This window comes from Trichlorobacter thiogenes (assembly GCF_900167465.1).
GTDB lineage: Bacteria > Desulfobacterota > Desulfuromonadia > Geobacterales > Pseudopelobacteraceae > Trichlorobacter > Trichlorobacter thiogenes.
Genome location: NZ_FUWR01000012.1, coordinates 77,915 through 95,147, shown reverse-complemented (window position 1 = coordinate 95,147; position 17,233 = coordinate 77,915). Strand labels below are relative to the sequence as shown.

Genomic DNA, 17,233 nt, shown 5'->3' with positions numbered 1-17,233 from the left:
GGTGCCTCAGAACCGTTCACCCCTTGCAGAGCGGCAGCACAACCCTGAAGGCTGCCCCTTTTTCGACCTCTTGTAATTCCACTGACCCGCCATGTGCCTCCAGCAGTGATCTGATAATAGACAGGCCGAGCCCACTTCCACCATGCTCCCTGGCTGTGGTGAAGAACGGCTTGAAGATCTTTTCTGCATTGGCCGCTGATATCCCCTTGCCGTTGTCTGAAAAAAACAGTTCTGCCTGATCCAGGCCTCCGGGCCGACGGATCTGCTGCAGGGTAACAACTACCTCTGTGCCAGGCCCGTTGTGCATCAGGGTATTGCCAAAGATGTTGGCAAAGATGCTGGCAAGCAGATCCGGGGCGATGCAGGCGGATGCAGTAAGGTTTTCGCCTGAGAGCGTAATGCTGAGTCCTTTGGCCCGATATTGGGCAGCGGTTTCTTCCAACAGACGCATAACAGGTGCCTGCTCATTGCCGGGGGTATAGGCATCGGCCCGGGCCAGTTCCAGCAACCTGCCCACCAACTGTTCCAACCTGCCGGTTTCCTGCTGAATAATGGTGAGGAAACGCTCCCGCTCTTCCTGACTCATTCCGTCATAATGCTCCTGTAAAAGCTCCATGGCACCACGTAGCGACGTCAGTGGTGTCTTGAATTCATGGGAGACTGTAGCGGCAAAACTGCGGATATACCCGGAACGGGCCTCAATGGTGCCGGCCATGCGGGTCAGAGCGGCTGAGAGTTGGTCAAACTCCCTGATGCCGGCTGATTCTGGGGTTGCTGCAAAGGTATGTCCGGTTTGGGCCAACTCTGCCTGTTTGATCAGGCGTTTTAGCGGTCTGTTCAGGTAGTAGGCCAGCAACAGGGTGATTGCCAGTGCCACACTACCGATGGCCAAACCGGTTTTAAGCAGGTGAAAGCGGATCAGGTAGAGTGCCTTGGTTACTTCAAGAGGGGTGCGGGACATAACCACTGCACCGATGATCCGATTTTCAAGGATAACAGGGTGGGCCACAAAGATGCGGATTCGTGCGCCACGGCTGATTGAGCCCAGGGCAGGGGTGGACCATTTGGAGTTGCGGATGCGTAGCTGGCTGGTGGTCTCTCCGGCCAGTGCCCGTGCCACTTCGCTCCAGCCACTTAAAGACTGCCCCTCGTCAGTGCTGCTGCTGGCCACAATAGTGCCCCTGAAGTCAACAATCCGTGTGCCTGAAAGCAGGTTTTTCCGCGCTGTTGCCAGAAGCGGTGTAAGGGTTCTGGCGGCAGTGACTGCAGCCGGGTCACCGGGTTGCGAAGCCGGGGTTGGTGCCGGTGCTGGCGGGAGAATGACCGTCTGGGCCAGATCAAGGGTCGGTGCGATGGGGGCAAGGGTTGTATCAATTGGTTGTGGGGCGGCTTCTGCTTCGTCCTCCTCCTCTGTTTCTGGAGTCGGCAGGCGTTCTTTTCTGATTGAAGCACTTTTGCGGTAGGCCTCTTTAAAGGCGGTGGAGAGCAATACGGTCTGGCCGATCAGTTCAGATTCAGTCTGGCGCACCAGCTCGTTTTCATACAGGCGCAACATGGTGATCCCGCCCAGCGGCAGCAGCAGGATGATCAGGTTGATGACCAGCAGCAGGGTGCGGAGTCTGGGGCGGAAGGTCATTGGTCAGAGTCCTGACAACAGTCTGAGAGCTTGTAACCGATACCATGCAGGGTCTCGATCAAATCTGCAGTAAAAGGTCTGAATTTGTCCCTGATATGTCTGATATGGCTGTCTACGGTGCGGTCACTGACAAAGGTGGCGCCGCCGTAGGTCCGCTCCACCAGTTCAGCGCGGCTGAACACCTTGCCGGGAAAGGAAAGCAGGATTTTAAGCAGACAGAATTCTGTGGCGGTAAGGCTGATTTCGTTACTGTCCCAGAAGACCTGAAACCTTTCTGAATCGAGTTTAAGCTTGCCATGATGACAGAATAAGTCAGATGGTGAGGTGTCTTCCGGTTTGGTTTGAGCAGTACTGCGCCTGAGCACAGTCTTGATCCGGGCCACCAGTTCTCTGGGGCTGAACGGCTTGGTAAGGTAGTCATCTGCCCCCAGTTCCAGGCCGACAATCTTGTCAATTTCATCACTCATTGAAGAAAGAAAAATTACCGGTGTATCAGATTCCTTGCGGATGATCCTGCAGAGGTCAGTGCCGTCACATTCCGGCATCATGATATCCAACACCACCAGATCCGGTTTTTCTGCACGGAACAGGGGCAGTGCCTCGCTGCCATCCTTGGCGGTAATGATCCGGTAGCCGCTTTTCTGCAGGGCAAAGCCTGCCACCTGCAGGATATTGGGGTCATCATCAACAAGCAGTATCCGTTTGCTGGAATCCACATGCCGCTCCTTATCCTCATAATATTCAGACCGTACCCCAGGGCAGGACATGATGCAAGTACCCTTGCACAAAATCTGCACCAAACTTCCTTGAAATCTCCTGAAGATGTTCATACCCACTGCAAACCGATCTGCCATTCTGAGACAAATTCTGGTTGGAGGTGAGCTATGAGCGAAGGGAGCAGGTTCAGTCGTATGGGGCAGTCGGCAATGACCAAGCTGCTGGTTATTGCAGGATTGGTTCTGGCATTGTTGGTGCCGGTAGAGATGGTGAAGGGGATCATCCATGAACGGGATATGCGCAGAAAAGAGGTGGTAGCGGATGTTGGCGGAAAGTGGGGCAAGGAGCAGACCATTGCCGGGCCGGTGCTGACCATCCCCTATCGCAGCTACGTTACCGATGATAAAGGTAAACGTTCCATGGTCATTGAGCATGCCCATCTGTTGCCGGAGCAGTTACAGATAAACGGTACCATCAAACCTGATTCCCGCTATCGAGGCATCTATCAGGTGGTGGTCTACAATGCCGCGTTGCAGGTAGGGGCAGAATTCACCACTGCCGGTCTGGCCGAGCTGGGGATACCGGAACAGGATATTATCTGGGATGGCGCGGTAGTCTCAGTGGGGCTGCCTGACTTGCGTGGTCTGAAAGAAAACAGCCAGCTGATCTGGGAGGGGGGACAGTATCCGATCAATCCCGGCGTAGGCGTACAATCCATCATGACATCCGGTATCAACAGCAAGGTGCCGGTCAGTGCAGCAAAAAACAGGTATCATTTCCAGATATCCCTGAACCTGAACGGCAGCGGCCAGATTATGTTCCTGCCACTGGGCAAGACCACCACGGTCCAGCTTGCCTCAAGCTGGAAAAGCCCCAGCTTTATCGGCCCGTTCCTGCCGGATGAGCGGGTGATCAATGACAAAGGCTTTAACGCAACCTGGAAAGTGCTGCACCTGAACCGCAGCTATCCGCAACAGTGGAGCGGCGGGAACGATAAAGTGATGGAGTCGGCCTTTGGCACCAAACTGTTTTACCCGGTGGATGAGTACCAGAAGAGCATGCGATCTGCCAAATACGCGGTGCTGTTTATCATCCTGACCCTGGTGGCCTTCTTTATCACCGAGGTGATTAACAAAATCAGGGTCCACCCGATCCAGTACCTGCTGATCGGCTGCGCCATCTGTCTCTTCTATGTCCTGCTGCTTTCGGTTTCAGAACACAGCAGCTTTGCAATTGCCTACCTGGTGTCCGGCATCGCCTCTACCTTGCTGGTCAGCCTGTACTCAAAGGCGGTGCTCAGGTCGCTGCGGGTATCCCTCACCATTGGCGGGCTGATGAGCTTTCTGTACGGCTTTCTGTATGTCATCCTGCAGCAGGAGGATTATGCCCTGTTGATCGGCAGTGTCGGCATGTTTGTGGTGCTGTCGGCCGTGATGTTCCTGACCCGGCGGATTGACTGGTACGGGGTCAGTAATGGAGGCGGCCAGGTGTAAAATAGCTGGTGATTAATGTGTGATGTTGCCAGCCTTGTATGCTTGCGTTACTACGATTGAATAACCACAAGAAAAGCCGCGTTAACCAGTAACGCGGCTTTTCTGTGTCCATTTTACAGAATCTGCTTTGTCAGTTATGTGCCAGCTTCTGGGCATCCTTTGCGTTGGCCTGGAACAGGTTTGCCACTTCAAACACCAGATTCAGGGTGCCGCGATAGCCAACCCACATCTTCTGGTGCGCCCCTAACCGGTCAAACACTGGCAGGCCGGTTCGTAAATGGGCGCCGATCTTCAGCTTGGCTGCTGCCTGCCTGCCGTTACTGTTGGCCACCAGCAGGTCAGCACCAATGGCAGCGGTTTCAAGATCCTCAAGATCACCCACAAAGACGTTGTCGCAGGGCAGACTGTCCAGGCCGCGGGTACGGGTGGCGGCCAGGGCTGCTTGAATCTTGCAGCCCATGCCTGCCAGAAAGCGGGTCATCCCTTTCAGGTGGTCGGCCTCAAGGGCGATGGCAACGTTTTTGTTGCCAAACTGGTAGTGACTGTCCACCAGCGCATCAGCCAGTCTGGATCTCCAACGCTGGTGCTTCTCCGGTATTGCATTGCCACTGATGGCTGACAGGGTTGCCATGAAGCGGTCGGTCTCTGCCATGCCGGTCAAAGAGGTAAAGCCATAGGCTGGTATGCCCAGCCGTTCTTCCAGTTGACTAGCTGCCTTGGCCAGTGAATCACCCACATACAAGGTGGCGATGCTGCGACCGGCCTGTTTGATTTTATCGACGCTGATGCCGCCGGTGGAAAGGGGCGAGACATCGGCATCAATATGGCCGTCCAGGGCATTGGCGATGTCCGGGACACAGAGCACGCTCAGGCCGAATGATTCGATCAGCTCTTTCAGCTCCTCCACATCCGCCGGGGTCAACTGCGCCCCTGGCACCAGATTGATCTGGCCGGGGATCGGTTCACCTGCTTCCGGCAGGGTGGCCAGAATTGCCTCAACGGTGTTGGCATAGCCTTCCTGCAGTGAACCGCAGTAGTCCGGGGTGGAGGCCCAGATAATCGGAACCCCATCATGTTCTGGATGTTCCACACGGAACTGATGGATGGCAGAGCGGACATCATCCCCCATGGTCTCGGTCAGGCCGGAGGTCATCACCCCCACCACCTTGGGGCCAAACTTCTCAATCACCCGTCCGATCCCTTTTTTCAGGTTTTCCCAACCACCAAAGATGGCGCTGTCTTCGCTCATGGCAGTGGCGTTCAGGGCGATAGATTCCTTGAAGTGCCGTGACAGCTGTAACCTGATAAAGGTAGAGCAGCCCTGTGCGCCGTGCAGCAGTCCCAGCATCTGATCGATTCCCAGGTAAGCCAGTGTTGCACCCAATGCCGGTGAGTTTTTCTGCGGGTTGACCGTGGCTGCCTTTTTCGGTACTGCCACCCGTGAGGCTGCCAGATCTTCTGCCAGATAGGTGACAGCATGGTTGCGGGCAGCGTTCACCAGCGGCGTTGTATCGGTTTCCCACGGATCAGGGCTGTTCAAGAGCGGCCAGATCGGGTTGTTAACGGTCAGATCAAGCTGCTTGGCAAAGGTCACCATCCCCTCGTAACCTGCGTATGGATGGGATCGGCCATGGTTGATGTCAAGGAACGGGGTCTTGGTCTTTAAGGCCAGAAATTTGGTCTTGCCGCCAGCCACGATCAGGTCCGGCATCTTTTCTTTCATCACCCCAAGCAGACCGGCAGTGGAGGTGTCTTCAATGATCTTGGCATCTTTGTGCATCAAGGCCTTCATCCGGTAGAAGTCTTCCAGGGTGGAGTTCTGGGTGCCGGCTGCCAGGATCTCTACCCCCAGCTCACGCAGGGCATTAACCATGGACCAGGTCTTGACCCCGCCGGTGAACAGCACAGCCCGTTTGCCTTCCAGTCGGGCGCGGTAGGGGGCCAGCCGCTGGCGGCATGTGGCCTCTTCCTCTTCCAGCAGCCGTTCAACCCGATCCTGCATGATCCGTTTTTCAAGCCCATTGACCGCGTCATCCAGGGCAATGGCGATGTTACGCAACGCCTTGGCGATATCGGTCAGGCCGTAGAACGACTCTTCCAGGTACGGCATGCCGTAGATCTTTTGCATCTTCTTGGCCAGGTTGGTCAGGCTCTTGGAACAGATGATGATGTTCAGCTTGGCCCGGTGGGCGTAGCGCAGCTCCTCAAACTTGGCATCACCGGAGAAGCAGGAAAGGATCTGGATTCCCAGCCGGTCAAACAGCGGTAGCATCCCCCACAGGTCACCGGCGATGTTGTATTCGCCGATCAGGTTGATCGGGTATTCGCCTAGCACCGGAGGCTCTGCTGTGCCGATAACTTTTTTGAATAATATTTCACCAGCCAGGCGGTTGCCGATGTTCTTGTCGCCAATAAAGCCGGGGGTGTTGACCGGCACCAGCGGTATGCTGACCTTTTCCTGGGCAGCAGCGCAGACCGATTCAATATCATCACCGGTCATGGCAGTGACGCAGGTGGCGTAGACAAACATCCCTTTGGCTTCAGGGTAGCGACCGGCCAGATCAATGATCGCCTTGTACAGTTTCTTTTCGCCACCAAAGATCACGTCATTTTCCAGCATCTCGGTGGTAAAGCCACGGCGGTACAGCTGCGAGTCTGATGAACGGGCACCCCGGTTGTCCCAGGAGTTGCCGGCACAGGCGATCGGGCCATGCACCAGATGGATTGCGTCGGTCACCGGCATCAAGACGACCCGGGCACCGTCATAGGCACAGGAACGTTCAGTCCCTTCACCAGGTTCAGACTTTTTACAGAACTTAGGAGCCCCCTTATCATGGGTCTCGCAATTGTCAGTATCGTACCAATCAGGTTTTGCCATAGTAACCTCGCAACAGGCGGCATCGTTGCTGCCCGTGACCTGACTTTGCACTGGGCGTGCCAACAGCGCAATTGGCTGTTTTTGCTAAAAAACGAGTCAATTCGTCGTGTCGTGCAAGCTTGTCATTAGCTCGAGTTGCCGATGAAATATACAGTTTGCTGATCTGCTGCAAAAAAGCTGTGCGTATGGGGCTCTTCAAACGCTCTGATCTTGTTAATAACTCTCTTGATTTACAGGTGCAAAGAGCATAGGATAATAGCTAAGAACGTACTGAATTCTGTGGGTGAGTGCCATGGTAACCCCGGTAACCACAAACATAACGCCTTCAATGCCTGATCTGCCCGCTGTTCCTGTCAAGAGCGAGGCCCCCTCTACGCAGCCGACTCCGTCTGCACCGACCACCAAACCGTCAACGAGCAGCAACAGTCAGGCTTCGTCTCAGGACTCTGTAACGCTATCAAGTACTGCTTTGGATATGAGCAAGGCATTGATTCAGCAGCACGAACAAAAGTCTGAAATCAAGCAGGAGGCGGTTAAACAAGAGGCTGTAAAGCAGCAGGCGGCAACGGAGGCAGAAGAAAAAAAACCATATAAGGCAGCCAGCAAGAGCTATCCGCCCTATATGGGAAACAGTGAAGAATTAAAGCTGCTGAAGGAGAGTTCACCGGCATTGTATCGTGAGATATTACGAATGATCGTACCGACACCATTAAATATCTCATACGCTGATAAGCAGAGTTTACAAAGTTCACAAGGTATGAGTAGCAGTACACCAACTGTATCAACAACCGCTTAAGAAGGAGGTGGTTATCATGTCAATCAGTCAGATATCGCCCAACAGTTTAGCAACCAACAGCCCGTATGTTAACCCGTCTGCAAAGACAACAGAGACACAGTCCGGGGCAATCCAACAAGGTAATCAGGATGCCCAGAAACCGGCCAAGGCCGCTCAGACCGATACGGTGACCATCTCGCAGCAGGCGCTGCAGATGACCGGCGGTACCAATAACAGCAAGCCTGAGGACACCCAAAGCAGCACAAGTAATAACAGCGGTGGCAACTCAAGCCCTAACCCCAATATTCGTCAGCCGGGGAGCTTCAGCGCACAGGCATAGTAACCTGAATAGTCTGTACACACGAACAGGCGCCCCGGAAAATCGGGACGCCTGTTCGTGTGTAAACTCAATCGAGGTTGCTACCGCATCAATTCAAAGAAGCGATCCTCACAAGTCTCATCCTTAATATCCAGGAACTTGTTGCAGATCTGGCTCACCATGTAGATCACACCCTGATAGCCGATCCGTGGGTAACGGTGCATATTGACCCGGTCAAAGACCGGGAAGCCGAAACGGAACAGCGGGATATTGGCATCGCGTGCAGCAAACTTGCCGTGTGAATCACCAATCATGGCATCAACCGGATCGGTCATCACCAGACTGCGCAGGTGCCAGAGGTCCTTGTTCATGTAGATCTTGCAGCCTTTACCGTACATGGAGCCATCCAGCAGACCTTGCAGCTCTTTTTCCAGCTTTTTGGAACCACGGCTGCAGACGATATGGTACGGATGGGCGCCCATTTCCAGCAGGAAGGATACATAACCCACCAGGTAGTCCGGGTCGCCATAGACGGCAAACTTCTTGCCGTGCATGTACTGCTGGGCGTCGGTCATGGCGTCAACTGCACGGCCACGCTCATTTTTCAGCGATTCAGGTACTTCCTTGCCGAACAGCTCGGCAACCTTCATGATCATGGCATCGGTCTTCTCAATACCCATCGGCATCGGCAGGGAGACATGCTTGCCCGCATAGTTGTCCTTGATCCAGCTGAAGGTCTTGGGGGTTGCGTAGGGTCCCAGGGTCATGGTGGCCTTGCCGTTAATTGAATCAGCAGCATCTTCCAGCGGGGTGCCGCCAGCGTAGATGTTATAGGTACCGTTGCAGGGTGAATCAAAGCTGTCAGCGATGTCGGCCAGTACGGTAAGCGGTACGCCGAACTCTTTCATGATCCGCTTGTATTCACGGTAATCCGCGGTGTTAAAATCGCAGCCTGCAATCAGGTTCAGCTTGCCGGTGCAGCGACCTTCAACCTGCTTGCCTTCGGTCAGAGTCTGCAGGATCGAAAGCAGCATTGAATCATAACCATGGATATGGGTGCCGTTGAAGCTGGGGGTGTTGGCAAACGGTACCGGCATATCCTTGGGTACATGGCCTTTGGTGCGTGCATTTTTGATAAAGGCGGTCAGGTCGTCGCCGATAACCTCTGGCATACAGGAGGTAAAGACTGCTATCATCTTGGGCTTGTAGAGGGCAACGGCGTTTTCCAGGCCTTCATGCAGGTTGTTCTGACCACCGAACACCGCGCCGTCCTCGGTCATGGCATCGGAAACCGCAGGTGCTGGCTCACGGAAATGCCGGTTAAGGGTAGAACGATAGTAGGATGCGCAGCCCTGTGAGCCATGCACAAACGGCAGGGTTCCTTCAAAGCCGTGTGCGGCCAGCTGAGCGCCCAGAGGCTGGCAGGCGTGGGCCGGGTTGATCACCAGCGCCTGACGGGCAAAGTTCTGCTCTTTATACTCTTCCGAGTTGATCCAGTTTTTAACCCGCTCTATCTCTTCCGGCGGGGTCGCCACTATTTTTTTGACTTCAAGTCCGAGTAGGTTAGCCATGATATATCTCCTCTCCGGGCACCAATCTGTGCCACGGCAGATTTTTATTAAACCCCTCCCGGCCTCCCCTTGTCAGGGGAGGAGGTAGGAAGCGGGCGTTACACTTCCCCCCTGACAAGGGGGGAGAGAGGGGGGTTAAAAAGGTGCCTTAACCAGTTTCCAGGTGGGGCTGTTCACTGCCATGTCCACGTCGCGGGCAAAGATCTCAAAGCCCTGATAAGCGTGGTAGGGACCGGAATAATCCCAGCTGTGCATCTGACGGAACGGTATCCCCATTTTCTGGAAGACATACTTCTCTTTGATACCGGAACCGATCAGGTCTGGCTTCAGTGCATGGGCAAACTTCTCAAACTCATACTCGGACGGATCGTCATAGACCACGGTGGCGTTGGGCATTTCAGGGGCGGTACGGTCGTAGTCATCGGTGTGGGCAAACTCGTAGCCGGAACCAACGCACTCCATCCCCAGATCTTCGTATGCGCCGATAGTGTGACGGGGGCGCAGACCACCAACCAGCAGCATCACTTTTTTGCCATCCAGGCGTGGTTTGTACTCATCGATAATCGCCTGCATGATCGGGTCGTACTTGGCAATTACCCGCTCAACGTTTTCTTTGATCGTGTCGTCAAACCGCTCGGCAATGGCGCGCAGGCTCTGACGGATCTTGGTGGGGCCGAAGAAGTTGAACTCCAGCCAGGGGATGCCGTACTTCTCTTCCATCACCTTGCACATGTAGTTCATGGAGCGGTAGCAGTGGATCAGGTTCAGCTTGACCTGATGGGTTGCGGCAATCTTCTCTAGCTCGCCGTCACCGGTCCAGGTTGCCTTGACGTTCAGGCCGATCTCTTCCAGCAGTGACTTGGCTGCCCAGACGTCACCGCCGATGTTGTAGTCACCGATCAGGGCGATATCATAGGGGCTGGATGGCTCGGCAAATTCCCGGGTTTCAATGATGTAGTCACGGATCGTATCGTTAGAGATATGGTGGCCAAGTGACTGGGAAACACCACGGAAACCTTCACAGTTACAGGGGATGATCGGCAGATCCAGTTCCTTGGCAGATGCCTTGGCTACAGAGTTGATGTCGTCACCGATCAGACCAACCGGACATTCGGACAGTACCGAGATACCTTTGGCCAGCGGGAACAGCCCTTTGGCCTCTTCCAGCAGGGTCTTCAGCTTTTTGTCGCCGCCGTAGACAATATCTTTTTCCTGGAAGTCAGAGGTGAACTGCATGGCAAACTGGGTCACGCCGTTGATGCCGGACACCAGGTTGCGCCGGGTACCCCATGAGTACCAACCGCAGCCAACCGGGCCGTGGGAAACGTGGACCATGTCGCCGATCGGACCCCAGACCACCCCTTTTGCACCGGCATAGGCGCAACCACGGGCGGACATGACACCAGGTACGGTCTTCTTGTTGGACTTGACGCAGGCAGAGCCTGAGCCTTGATCATTGGCGCCAAGGTGGGGCGCCCGCTTCTTCCTGCCCTTTTCAGGGTAGGCTGCCAAGGTCTCCTCAATCAGGGCCTCGGTAGACTCTTTGGTGATGCCGTCTATGTTCTTTATCTTATCTGACATAAAAGTCTCCTTTATGCTTAAACCCCTCCCCCGCCTCCCCTTATCAGGGGAGGGGCTTGAGCTTAGCTTCCCCCCTGACAAGGGGGGATTGAGGGGGGTTAGGCTTCGCCTTCCGCTTTACCGACGATCGTCTCATCTTCGACTTCCATGATGCCGAACTCCATCAGCAGTTCTTCCAGCTCTTCCATCTCCAGCGGAGTAGGGACTACCAGCATCTTGTTGTCGTTAATCTTTTGAGCCAGGGCGCGATACTCCTGAGCCTGCTTATGCTCTGGGGAGTACTCGATGACGGTCATCCGGCGCAGCTCAGCCCGTTGGACCTGATTGTCACGGGGCACAAAGTAAATCATCTGGGTGCCCAGTTTTCTGGCCAGTGCCTCGATCAGCTCATCTTCACGGTCAGTGTTACGGGAGTTACAGATCAGGCCGCCCAGACGAACCTTGCCTGAGGAGGCATACTTCAAAATACCCTTGGAGATATTGTTGGCAGCATACATAGCCATCATCTCACCAGAGGTAACAATGTAGATCTCTTCTGCCTTACCTTCACGGATCGGCATGGCGAAACCGCCGCAGACAACGTCGCCAAGAACATCATAGAAAACAAAGTCAAGATCAGGGGTATAGGCACCGTTTTCCTCCAGGAAGTTGATGGCGGTAATAACACCACGACCAGCGCAGCCAACACCAGGCTCAGGACCGCCGGACTCGACGCACTTCACATCGCCGTAGCCGACCTTCATCACCTCTTCCAGTTCAAGGTCTTCAACTGTACCCAGTTCACGTACCAGATCCATAACCGTGTTCTGTGCCTTGGCATGCAGAATCAGACGGGTGGAGTCTGCCTTGGGGTCACAACCAACGATCATGACCTTCTTGCCGATGGAGGCAAGTCCTGCCACCGTGTTCTGTGTTGTGGTTGATTTACCGATACCACCTTTTCCATAGATAGCGATCTGTCTCATGATGCTGCTCCTTTCACCCACCAATCTGTGGGTCTCTTGGGATGTCTGCCGGGGCAACGAAAAACGGCGCCCCAATGCGGTGAACGAATTGGAAGGCGCCGTTGCCTTGTCTTCAGTCTTCAGGTTGTTTCAAAGATGCTGGTTTAGGCATAAGCATAGGCCGTGCCAAATCTTAATACATTGAAATACAGTAATGATATTTAAATGTTACGATACCATTTGGCGTATGCTGTATACGATCTGCGGCAGGATTGCTGCGTGGTGGTCAGGCGGAGATGATCAAAAAGAGTGCAATACTGAATGCTCCTTATGAGTCAGGTCGCTAAAGGCTGCTGCGTGACTGCCAGCCCTTCCAGAGCAGATAGCTGCCCCAGAGCATGGCAGACAACATCAGCAGGCTGCCGATACTGAAGGAAAGGCGTGCCAGGGTATGGTCGTACTGCATCATATGCAGTTTGGTCAGCAGCACTTCCCAGTCGTGATAATCTTCAACTTCACTGCCGGTGACGCCACCCAGCAGCATCAGCTGGCCGGCACGGGCATCATTGATATAGGGGGCAATGTCTAAAAAGCTCTCCCCCAGCCACCAGGCGCCGACGGCTGCGCCAAAGGTATCGCGCTGCCAGAGAAATGTGCAGATCACCACTGCCGGGATAATCAGCTGGCCCAGGGTGCCACCCAGCACATGCAGAAAACGCCCGAACGGGCTGAAAAAGACGTGGCCTGCCTCATGAAAGACCAGGTTGACGCTATGCAGCAGCCAGCTTGTGTTGGGGAAATCCAGGATCGGCGTGAAGATGAGTTTAAGCCCGTATGCCACCAGTATGACCAACAAAACCGCTTTAGCGCCAATCAGAACAGCATGCTCTCCAGTCTTAATATACAAGAATACCTGTCGGAGCAGACCAGCTTCTGGCTGTTGGTCCGCCTGTTTTCTGCGGGCCTCTGCCTGGGCCAGTTTGGCAAAGATCACCCCGCAACGGGGGCAGCTGGTGGCTGGTGCTGAAAGAATATGACCGCATTTTGGGCAGAGATCCAAGTGCATGCTGGTTACCTTTAAGGATAGACTCTGATGACCTGTTCAGCAACACAGGCAGGTTTATCGGTACCATCGATCTCAATTGTCAGCAGATAGATAATCTCGACCCCGTTTCCGGCCATGCTTGCATCCAGTATGCTGGTGTGGGCCCTCAGACGGTCACCCGGCTTGACCGGGGCAGGAAAGCGGACCTTGTTCAGGCCATAATTAACCCGCAGCCGCATGCCGGGATAGTTTTTCTCAAACTGTCCGGCTGCATTTGCCTGGGTCAGCAGCGGCAACAGCGACAGGGTCAGGAAGCCGTGGGCAATGGTGCTCTTGTAGGGGGATTCCACGGCAGCCCGTTGCGGGTCAATATGGATCCACTGCAGGTCGCCGGTGGCCTGGGCAAAGGCGTCAATCCTGGCCTGATCGATCAGCAGCCAGTCACCCACCGCAATCTCCTGGCCCTTCTGCTGTTGATATACGGCAAGAAGCTGTTCTGCTGCAGACATGGCTTCTCCTTTCAAATCCGGTGAAATAGATGTATAGAATCAATTCTACTCAAGGGAAACAGCTTTGCAAGGGAGGAATCGATGGAACTGCATGAAGGATTGAAGACACTGGGTGAAGGTAAGGCAACTACCTACTGCTACGATGCGCCTGATGCCGGGCTGTTGGAGTGGTTTCCCTCCCCCTATGCCAACCCGGAGCTGAACCCCTGCGGTTGCACCGGGACGCTGCATATCAGCTGTCCTGAGTTTACCTGCCTCTGCCCCATGACTGGCCAGCCTGACTTCGGCACGATCATTATTGATTACCAGCCGGATCAGCGCTGTGTGGAGAGCAAGAGCCTGAAGCTGTATCTGGGATCATTCAGGATGCATGGAGAGTTTCATGAGGCCGGTGTCAACCGGATCTGTAATGATCTGGTCAAGCTGATGGATCCGGTCTGGCTGCGGGTTAAGGGAGAATTTACCCCACGGGGCGGGATTCCTTTCTGGCCAACGGCGGAATATAGGAAGGCTTAAAACCGGTTCACGGGGAGGCGCGGGGACGCGTCTCTCCGTGAACTGCTTTTTAATCCAGTTCGTCAATCTCCCCCACCAGTTGCTGCCGCAGCTTGACCGGCTTTTCAGAGCTGCTGCGGACCTTGATGTTGATCATCTCCACAAAGACCGAGAAGGCCATGGCAAAGTAGATGTAGCCCTTAGGGATGTGGAACGAGAGACCATCGGCAATCAGCGCCACCCCGATCATCAGCAGGAAGGAAAGAGCCAGCACCTTGACCGTAGGGTGCCGGTCAACAAATTTCCCCACTGCTCCGGCAAAAAACATCATGATCCCCACCGATATGACCACAGCAGTCACCATGACCCCCAGCTGGCGGGCCATGCCCACGGCAGTAATCACCGAATCCAGCGAAAAGATGATGTCCAGAAACATGATCTGTATCAGCACACTGTTGAAGGAGACGGCTCCCTTACCTCCATCGGCATGATGCTCTTCCCCCTCCAGCTTGTCGTGAATTTCCATGGTGCTCTTGGCCAGCAGAAACAGGCCACCCACGATCAGGATAATGTCACGCCCTGATACACCGTGGCCCAGAACATGGAAGAACGGTGCGGTCAGTTTCATGATCCAGGCCAGTGAGAACAGCAGCATGATGCGGGTGATCATGGCCAGCGACAGTCCTATTTTCTGCGCCTTGGGGCGTTGCTGTTCCGGTAGTTTGCCGGTCAGGATGCTGATAAAGATGATGTTGTCGATGCCCAGTACAATCTCAAGGGCAGTCAGGGTCAAGAGGGCCAGCCAGGCCTGGGGATCTGTCAGCCAATCCATGGATCAATCCTTTCAAATGCAGAAAACTACTGCGGAGGCCGTCTACTGCGTTGCGCGGTACTCACTACCTCGCCTACCTGTATTTGGTATGTCTCGGTAGTTGCGTGTCCTACGCCTTGTATCCGGCCTTCCTCATGACGTTTTCAAGGTTATTCGGTGCAGGTAAAGCGGCGGCAGATTGCCGGGCGGTGGTGGTAAATGCCGCAGCGGTTGCCGACCAGAAATTCACAGCCCAGTTCAATCATTAGATAATAGTGGCCATTCAGGGTAAATTCAAGCCGTTTTGCCCCCAACTGCTGCAGGGTGGCGTACTCTTCAGCAGTCAGCTCAACGCTGGGAAAACCTTGGCAGCAGGAGGCGTCACAGCTGGCGCAACGCTCGTTTCCATCTTCCGGGTGATCAAGTAAGATGCCGTGCAGCATTTTTCGATTGCGCTGAAAAAGGGCCATATACGTGCTCCTTTTTAAATAAATCTAAAACGGCAGGTGCGCACGCGGAGCCGCGGGGCTCGCGGAGAAAACAGAAAATAACGCGGCAGGTGAAGCTAAAATTCAGGTGTGCCAAGTTTATTTTACTCTTCGCGTCTCCGCATCTCCGCGTGAGCTGCTTTTCTAGATAAATAGAGACTTGTCTGAGGCTGGCACGATTCCGGCAGCCTCAGCCCTCCGCAACAGCTCTGTAATGGCCTGCTCTCCCTCCGCACCCAACTGCTGCGAGAAGTCATTGACATACAGCCCGATATGGGCGGCGCAGACCTGCTCGTTCATCTCCTGGGCATGCTCCCGGATATACTGGGTTGCTGCTGCAGGGTTGCTGCGGGCATACTCCACCCCGGCAGCCAGGGCCTGTTCAATGCTGCGGATGGTGTCCGCCCCCAGGCTGCGCTTGGCTACAATCCCGCCCAGCGGGATCGGCAGGCCGGTTTCGTTCTCCCACCACTCACCCAGATCAACCAGCTGATGCAGGCCAAAGCCCTGATAGGTAAAGCGGGATTCGTGGATGATCACCCCGGCGTCAGCCCTGCCGGTCATAACCGCATCCATGATCTCATGGAACGGCATCTCCAGAAAGGTGGTCAGGCTAGGGTTATAGAGCCGCATCAACAGGTGAGCCGTGGTGTAGCGGCCCGGAATGGCAATGGTCTTCCCCTGCAGCGCAGCAGGGTCGAGCGGCTCCTTGGCCACCAGCAGCGGTCCGCAACCGCGCCCCAGGGCGCTGCCTGCCCGCAGCAGGGCGTACTGTTCGCGGAAATGCCCCAGGGCGGCGTATGACACCTTGGTCACATCCAGCACCCCTTTCACGGCCAGCTTATTAAGGGTCTCCACATCCTCCAGCCGCTCGTTAAAGCTGTAGCCGCCGGTATCCACCAGGCCATGCACCAGCGGATAGAACATGAAGGTGTCGTTAGGGCAGGGGGAGAATCCAAGGGTTAAGGGGTTTTTCATAGCTGCTCCACTGTTTTGGTCTGGGGGTGATGCTGTTAATACTCACAGGTTGCCTTTAGTTGTTCGGGAAAATCTTTTGTGAAATGTATGGTTATTTCATTGCTGTCGTTGGGCGCTGCCGGATTTTTCGCAAAGGGGATTTCCGTGAAATACCCCCCGTTTCTCCCCTGATAGTCGGCGTCTTTTGTTACCTGTTTGGATCGGCCATACAGATGGAACGTATAATCACTACCGAACAGGTGCTTGCTCCACCCTGAATCATCCTTGAAGGTAATCCGTATATCCATGGTGAATGCATCGTCAAGCTTCCATTCACGCAGTGGCGAAAGGTCGTATGAAAAAGTACTGGTGAAGGAGCTTGTGATGAAAAAAGGGTATATCCCACCCATTCTTTCGTGGACACTCATTGGCTGCGAATAGCTGACGTTTATTCTGTTTATCCCTTTTTTCAGATGCCCTGAGAATGAAACCCTGTAGCTACTGTCAATAGTGTCGCCAAAGCTGCGTTTGGGTTTTGGTTTGTTGAGTTCTACCGGCGTGCTTACCGTGGAGGCAATGCCGTTTATGGAGGCCTTTGCCGGTTGATTCACCGTAAGTATAAAGTCAAAATTTGCATCTGTCTCGGTGGTGGAAAATACCTGGTATGTTGCTGAAGTCTGAACTTCCCTTGTTTGATGGAGTACTTCATTCAGGCTTCCACGGTAGGGAAAATCACATGCAAACAGAAGTTCTTCTTTCATGACGGTAAGGTTTGGGATTGACGTTCGGATCTCGGTTGATCCTTGGAATTCATTTCTGTAGGGAGCCCGCATATTTGCCGTAGCAACGCTTGAAATACCGATTATGAGTGCAAAGGTAAGTAGAATTGTTTTGATCATCTAGCACGACCTGCTTTCATTGCAGTTGAGGTCTTTGTGTTTGGGTAACGGGGTCGGCCTTGACCCGCCCGCCCAGTTTTATTGGACGGGCGGGTCAAGGGCCTTGTTGGAACCT

The 17,233-nt window shown here is 54.4% G+C and carries 16 protein-coding genes; 4 read left to right on the top strand and 12 right to left on the bottom strand.

Annotated elements, in window-relative coordinates; all coding sequences use genetic code 11:
- Positions 1 to 16: 16 nt before the first annotated feature.
- On the bottom strand, positions 17 to 1,636 hold the full coding sequence (locus B5D39_RS11235) for a sensor histidine kinase (RefSeq protein WP_078790567.1): 1,620 nt from the start codon (positions 1,634 to 1,636) through the stop codon (positions 17 to 19).
- The gene (locus B5D39_RS11230; RefSeq protein ID WP_208610578.1) at positions 1,633 to 2,352 is read right to left on the bottom strand and encodes a response regulator transcription factor; all 720 of its coding nucleotides are present in this window, start codon (positions 2,350 to 2,352) and stop codon (positions 1,633 to 1,635) included. The genes B5D39_RS11235 and B5D39_RS11230 overlap by 4 nt, the downstream gene beginning before the upstream one ends.
- A gap of 168 nt (positions 2,353 to 2,520) precedes the next feature.
- On the opposite strand from B5D39_RS11230, the gene creD reads away from it, so the two are divergent.
- Positions 2,521 to 3,846, top strand: coding sequence for a cell envelope integrity protein CreD (gene creD, locus B5D39_RS11225; protein ID WP_078790565.1), 1,326 nt, complete (start codon positions 2,521 to 2,523; stop codon positions 3,844 to 3,846).
- A 130-nt stretch (positions 3,847 to 3,976) separates the two neighbouring features.
- On the opposite strand, the gene B5D39_RS11220 is transcribed toward creD, so the two are convergent.
- Complete coding sequence (locus B5D39_RS11220; protein ID WP_078790564.1) at positions 3,977 to 6,724, bottom strand: bifunctional nitrogenase iron-molybdenum cofactor biosynthesis protein NifEN; 2,748 nt, start codon at positions 6,722 to 6,724, stop codon at positions 3,977 to 3,979.
- Between the two features lie 475 nt (positions 6,725 to 7,199).
- Between B5D39_RS11220 and B5D39_RS11215 the strand changes: the two genes are divergently transcribed.
- Both B5D39_RS11215 and B5D39_RS11210 read left to right on the top strand, forming a co-directional pair.
- Positions 7,200 to 7,520, top strand: a complete 321-nt coding sequence (locus B5D39_RS11215; protein WP_078790563.1) for a hypothetical protein — start codon at positions 7,200 to 7,202, stop codon at positions 7,518 to 7,520.
- A 16-nt stretch (positions 7,521 to 7,536) separates the two neighbouring features.
- The gene (locus tag B5D39_RS11210) at positions 7,537 to 7,839 is read left to right on the top strand and encodes a hypothetical protein (RefSeq protein ID WP_078790562.1); all 303 of its coding nucleotides are present in this window, start codon (positions 7,537 to 7,539) and stop codon (positions 7,837 to 7,839) included.
- An 80-nt stretch (positions 7,840 to 7,919) separates the two neighbouring features.
- Here the strand turns inward: B5D39_RS11210 and nifK are convergent, their stop codons facing one another.
- From nifK to B5D39_RS11185, 5 genes are all read right to left on the bottom strand, one after another.
- A complete protein-coding gene (gene nifK, locus B5D39_RS11205) occupies positions 7,920 to 9,389 on the bottom strand; it encodes a nitrogenase molybdenum-iron protein subunit beta (RefSeq protein WP_078790561.1) in 1,470 nt (489 codons plus the stop codon).
- 135 nt (positions 9,390 to 9,524) lie between these two features.
- Positions 9,525 to 10,970, bottom strand: coding sequence for a nitrogenase molybdenum-iron protein alpha chain (gene nifD, locus B5D39_RS11200; protein WP_078790560.1), 1,446 nt, complete (start codon positions 10,968 to 10,970; stop codon positions 9,525 to 9,527).
- A 98-nt stretch (positions 10,971 to 11,068) separates the two neighbouring features.
- Positions 11,069 to 11,935 carry a nitrogenase iron protein gene (nifH, locus tag B5D39_RS11195; protein ID WP_078790559.1) on the bottom strand — a complete coding sequence of 289 codons (867 nt, stop codon included), beginning with the start codon at positions 11,933 to 11,935 and terminating at the stop codon, positions 11,069 to 11,071.
- 322 nt (positions 11,936 to 12,257) lie between these two features.
- Positions 12,258 to 12,980 (bottom strand): zinc ribbon domain-containing protein, encoded by a 723-nt coding sequence (locus B5D39_RS11190; RefSeq protein ID WP_078790558.1) that lies wholly within the window; start codon positions 12,978 to 12,980, stop codon positions 12,258 to 12,260.
- Positions 12,981 to 12,991: 11 nt separating this feature from the next.
- On the bottom strand, positions 12,992 to 13,468 hold the full coding sequence (locus B5D39_RS11185; protein ID WP_078790557.1) for a MaoC family dehydratase: 477 nt from the start codon (positions 13,466 to 13,468) through the stop codon (positions 12,992 to 12,994).
- Between the two features lie 81 nt (positions 13,469 to 13,549).
- Between B5D39_RS11185 and queF the strand changes: the two genes are divergently transcribed.
- On the top strand, positions 13,550 to 13,984 hold the full coding sequence (gene queF / locus B5D39_RS11180) for a preQ(1) synthase (protein ID WP_078790556.1): 435 nt from the start codon (positions 13,550 to 13,552) through the stop codon (positions 13,982 to 13,984).
- Between the two features lie 49 nt (positions 13,985 to 14,033).
- Here queF and B5D39_RS11175 read toward each other — a convergent pair whose 3' ends face one another.
- From B5D39_RS11175 to B5D39_RS11160, 4 genes are all read right to left on the bottom strand, one after another.
- Positions 14,034 to 14,795: a TerC family protein gene (locus tag B5D39_RS11175; protein ID WP_078790555.1), complete on the bottom strand. Its 762-nt coding sequence runs from the start codon at positions 14,793 to 14,795 to the stop codon at positions 14,034 to 14,036.
- A 149-nt stretch (positions 14,796 to 14,944) separates the two neighbouring features.
- Positions 14,945 to 15,244 carry a YkgJ family cysteine cluster protein gene (locus B5D39_RS11170; RefSeq protein ID WP_078790554.1) on the bottom strand — a complete coding sequence of 100 codons (300 nt, stop codon included), beginning with the start codon at positions 15,242 to 15,244 and terminating at the stop codon, positions 14,945 to 14,947.
- A 162-nt stretch (positions 15,245 to 15,406) separates the two neighbouring features.
- Positions 15,407 to 16,240 (bottom strand): 1,4-dihydroxy-6-naphtoate synthase, encoded by an 834-nt coding sequence (locus tag B5D39_RS11165; protein WP_078790553.1) that lies wholly within the window; start codon positions 16,238 to 16,240, stop codon positions 15,407 to 15,409.
- A 35-nt stretch (positions 16,241 to 16,275) separates the two neighbouring features.
- Positions 16,276 to 17,118 carry a hypothetical protein gene (locus B5D39_RS11160; RefSeq protein WP_078790552.1) on the bottom strand — a complete coding sequence of 281 codons (843 nt, stop codon included), beginning with the start codon at positions 17,116 to 17,118 and terminating at the stop codon, positions 16,276 to 16,278.
- Between the last annotated feature and the right edge of the window lie 115 nt (positions 17,119 to 17,233).

What these genes read in the sequence shown, in the direction of transcription:
- B5D39_RS11170 (WP_078790554.1), bottom strand. Translation starts at nt 15,244, where the DNA reads ATGGCCCTTTTTCAGCGCAATCGAAAAATGCTGCACGGCATCTTACTT.
- nifD (WP_078790560.1), bottom strand. Translation starts at nt 10,970, where the DNA reads ATGTCAGATAAGATAAAGAACATAGACGGCATCACCAAAGAGTCTACC.
- B5D39_RS11220 (WP_078790564.1), bottom strand. Translation starts at nt 6,724, where the DNA reads ATGGCAAAACCTGATTGGTACGATACTGACAATTGCGAGACCCATGAT.
- creD (WP_078790565.1), top strand. Translation starts at nt 2,521, where the DNA reads ATGAGCGAAGGGAGCAGGTTCAGTCGTATGGGGCAGTCGGCAATGACC.
- B5D39_RS11175 (WP_078790555.1), bottom strand. Translation starts at nt 14,795, where the DNA reads ATGGATTGGCTGACAGATCCCCAGGCCTGGCTGGCCCTCTTGACCCTG.
- B5D39_RS11185 (WP_078790557.1), bottom strand. Translation starts at nt 13,468, where the DNA reads ATGTCTGCAGCAGAACAGCTTCTTGCCGTATATCAACAGCAGAAGGGC.
- B5D39_RS11190 (WP_078790558.1), bottom strand. Translation starts at nt 12,980, where the DNA reads ATGCACTTGGATCTCTGCCCAAAATGCGGTCATATTCTTTCAGCACCA.
- B5D39_RS11215 (WP_078790563.1), top strand. Translation starts at nt 7,200, where the DNA reads ATGAGCAAGGCATTGATTCAGCAGCACGAACAAAAGTCTGAAATCAAG.
- B5D39_RS11235 (WP_078790567.1), bottom strand. Translation starts at nt 1,636, where the DNA reads ATGACCTTCCGCCCCAGACTCCGCACCCTGCTGCTGGTCATCAACCTG.
- nifK (WP_078790561.1), bottom strand. Translation starts at nt 9,389, where the DNA reads ATGGCTAACCTACTCGGACTTGAAGTCAAAAAAATAGTGGCGACCCCG.
- B5D39_RS11210 (WP_078790562.1), top strand. Translation starts at nt 7,537, where the DNA reads ATGTCAATCAGTCAGATATCGCCCAACAGTTTAGCAACCAACAGCCCG.
- queF (WP_078790556.1), top strand. Translation starts at nt 13,550, where the DNA reads ATGGAACTGCATGAAGGATTGAAGACACTGGGTGAAGGTAAGGCAACT.
- B5D39_RS11160 (WP_078790552.1), bottom strand. Translation starts at nt 17,118, where the DNA reads ATGATCAAAACAATTCTACTTACCTTTGCACTCATAATCGGTATTTCA.
- B5D39_RS11165 (WP_078790553.1), bottom strand. Translation starts at nt 16,240, where the DNA reads ATGAAAAACCCCTTAACCCTTGGATTCTCCCCCTGCCCTAACGACACC.
- nifH (WP_078790559.1), bottom strand. Translation starts at nt 11,935, where the DNA reads ATGAGACAGATCGCTATCTATGGAAAAGGTGGTATCGGTAAATCAACC.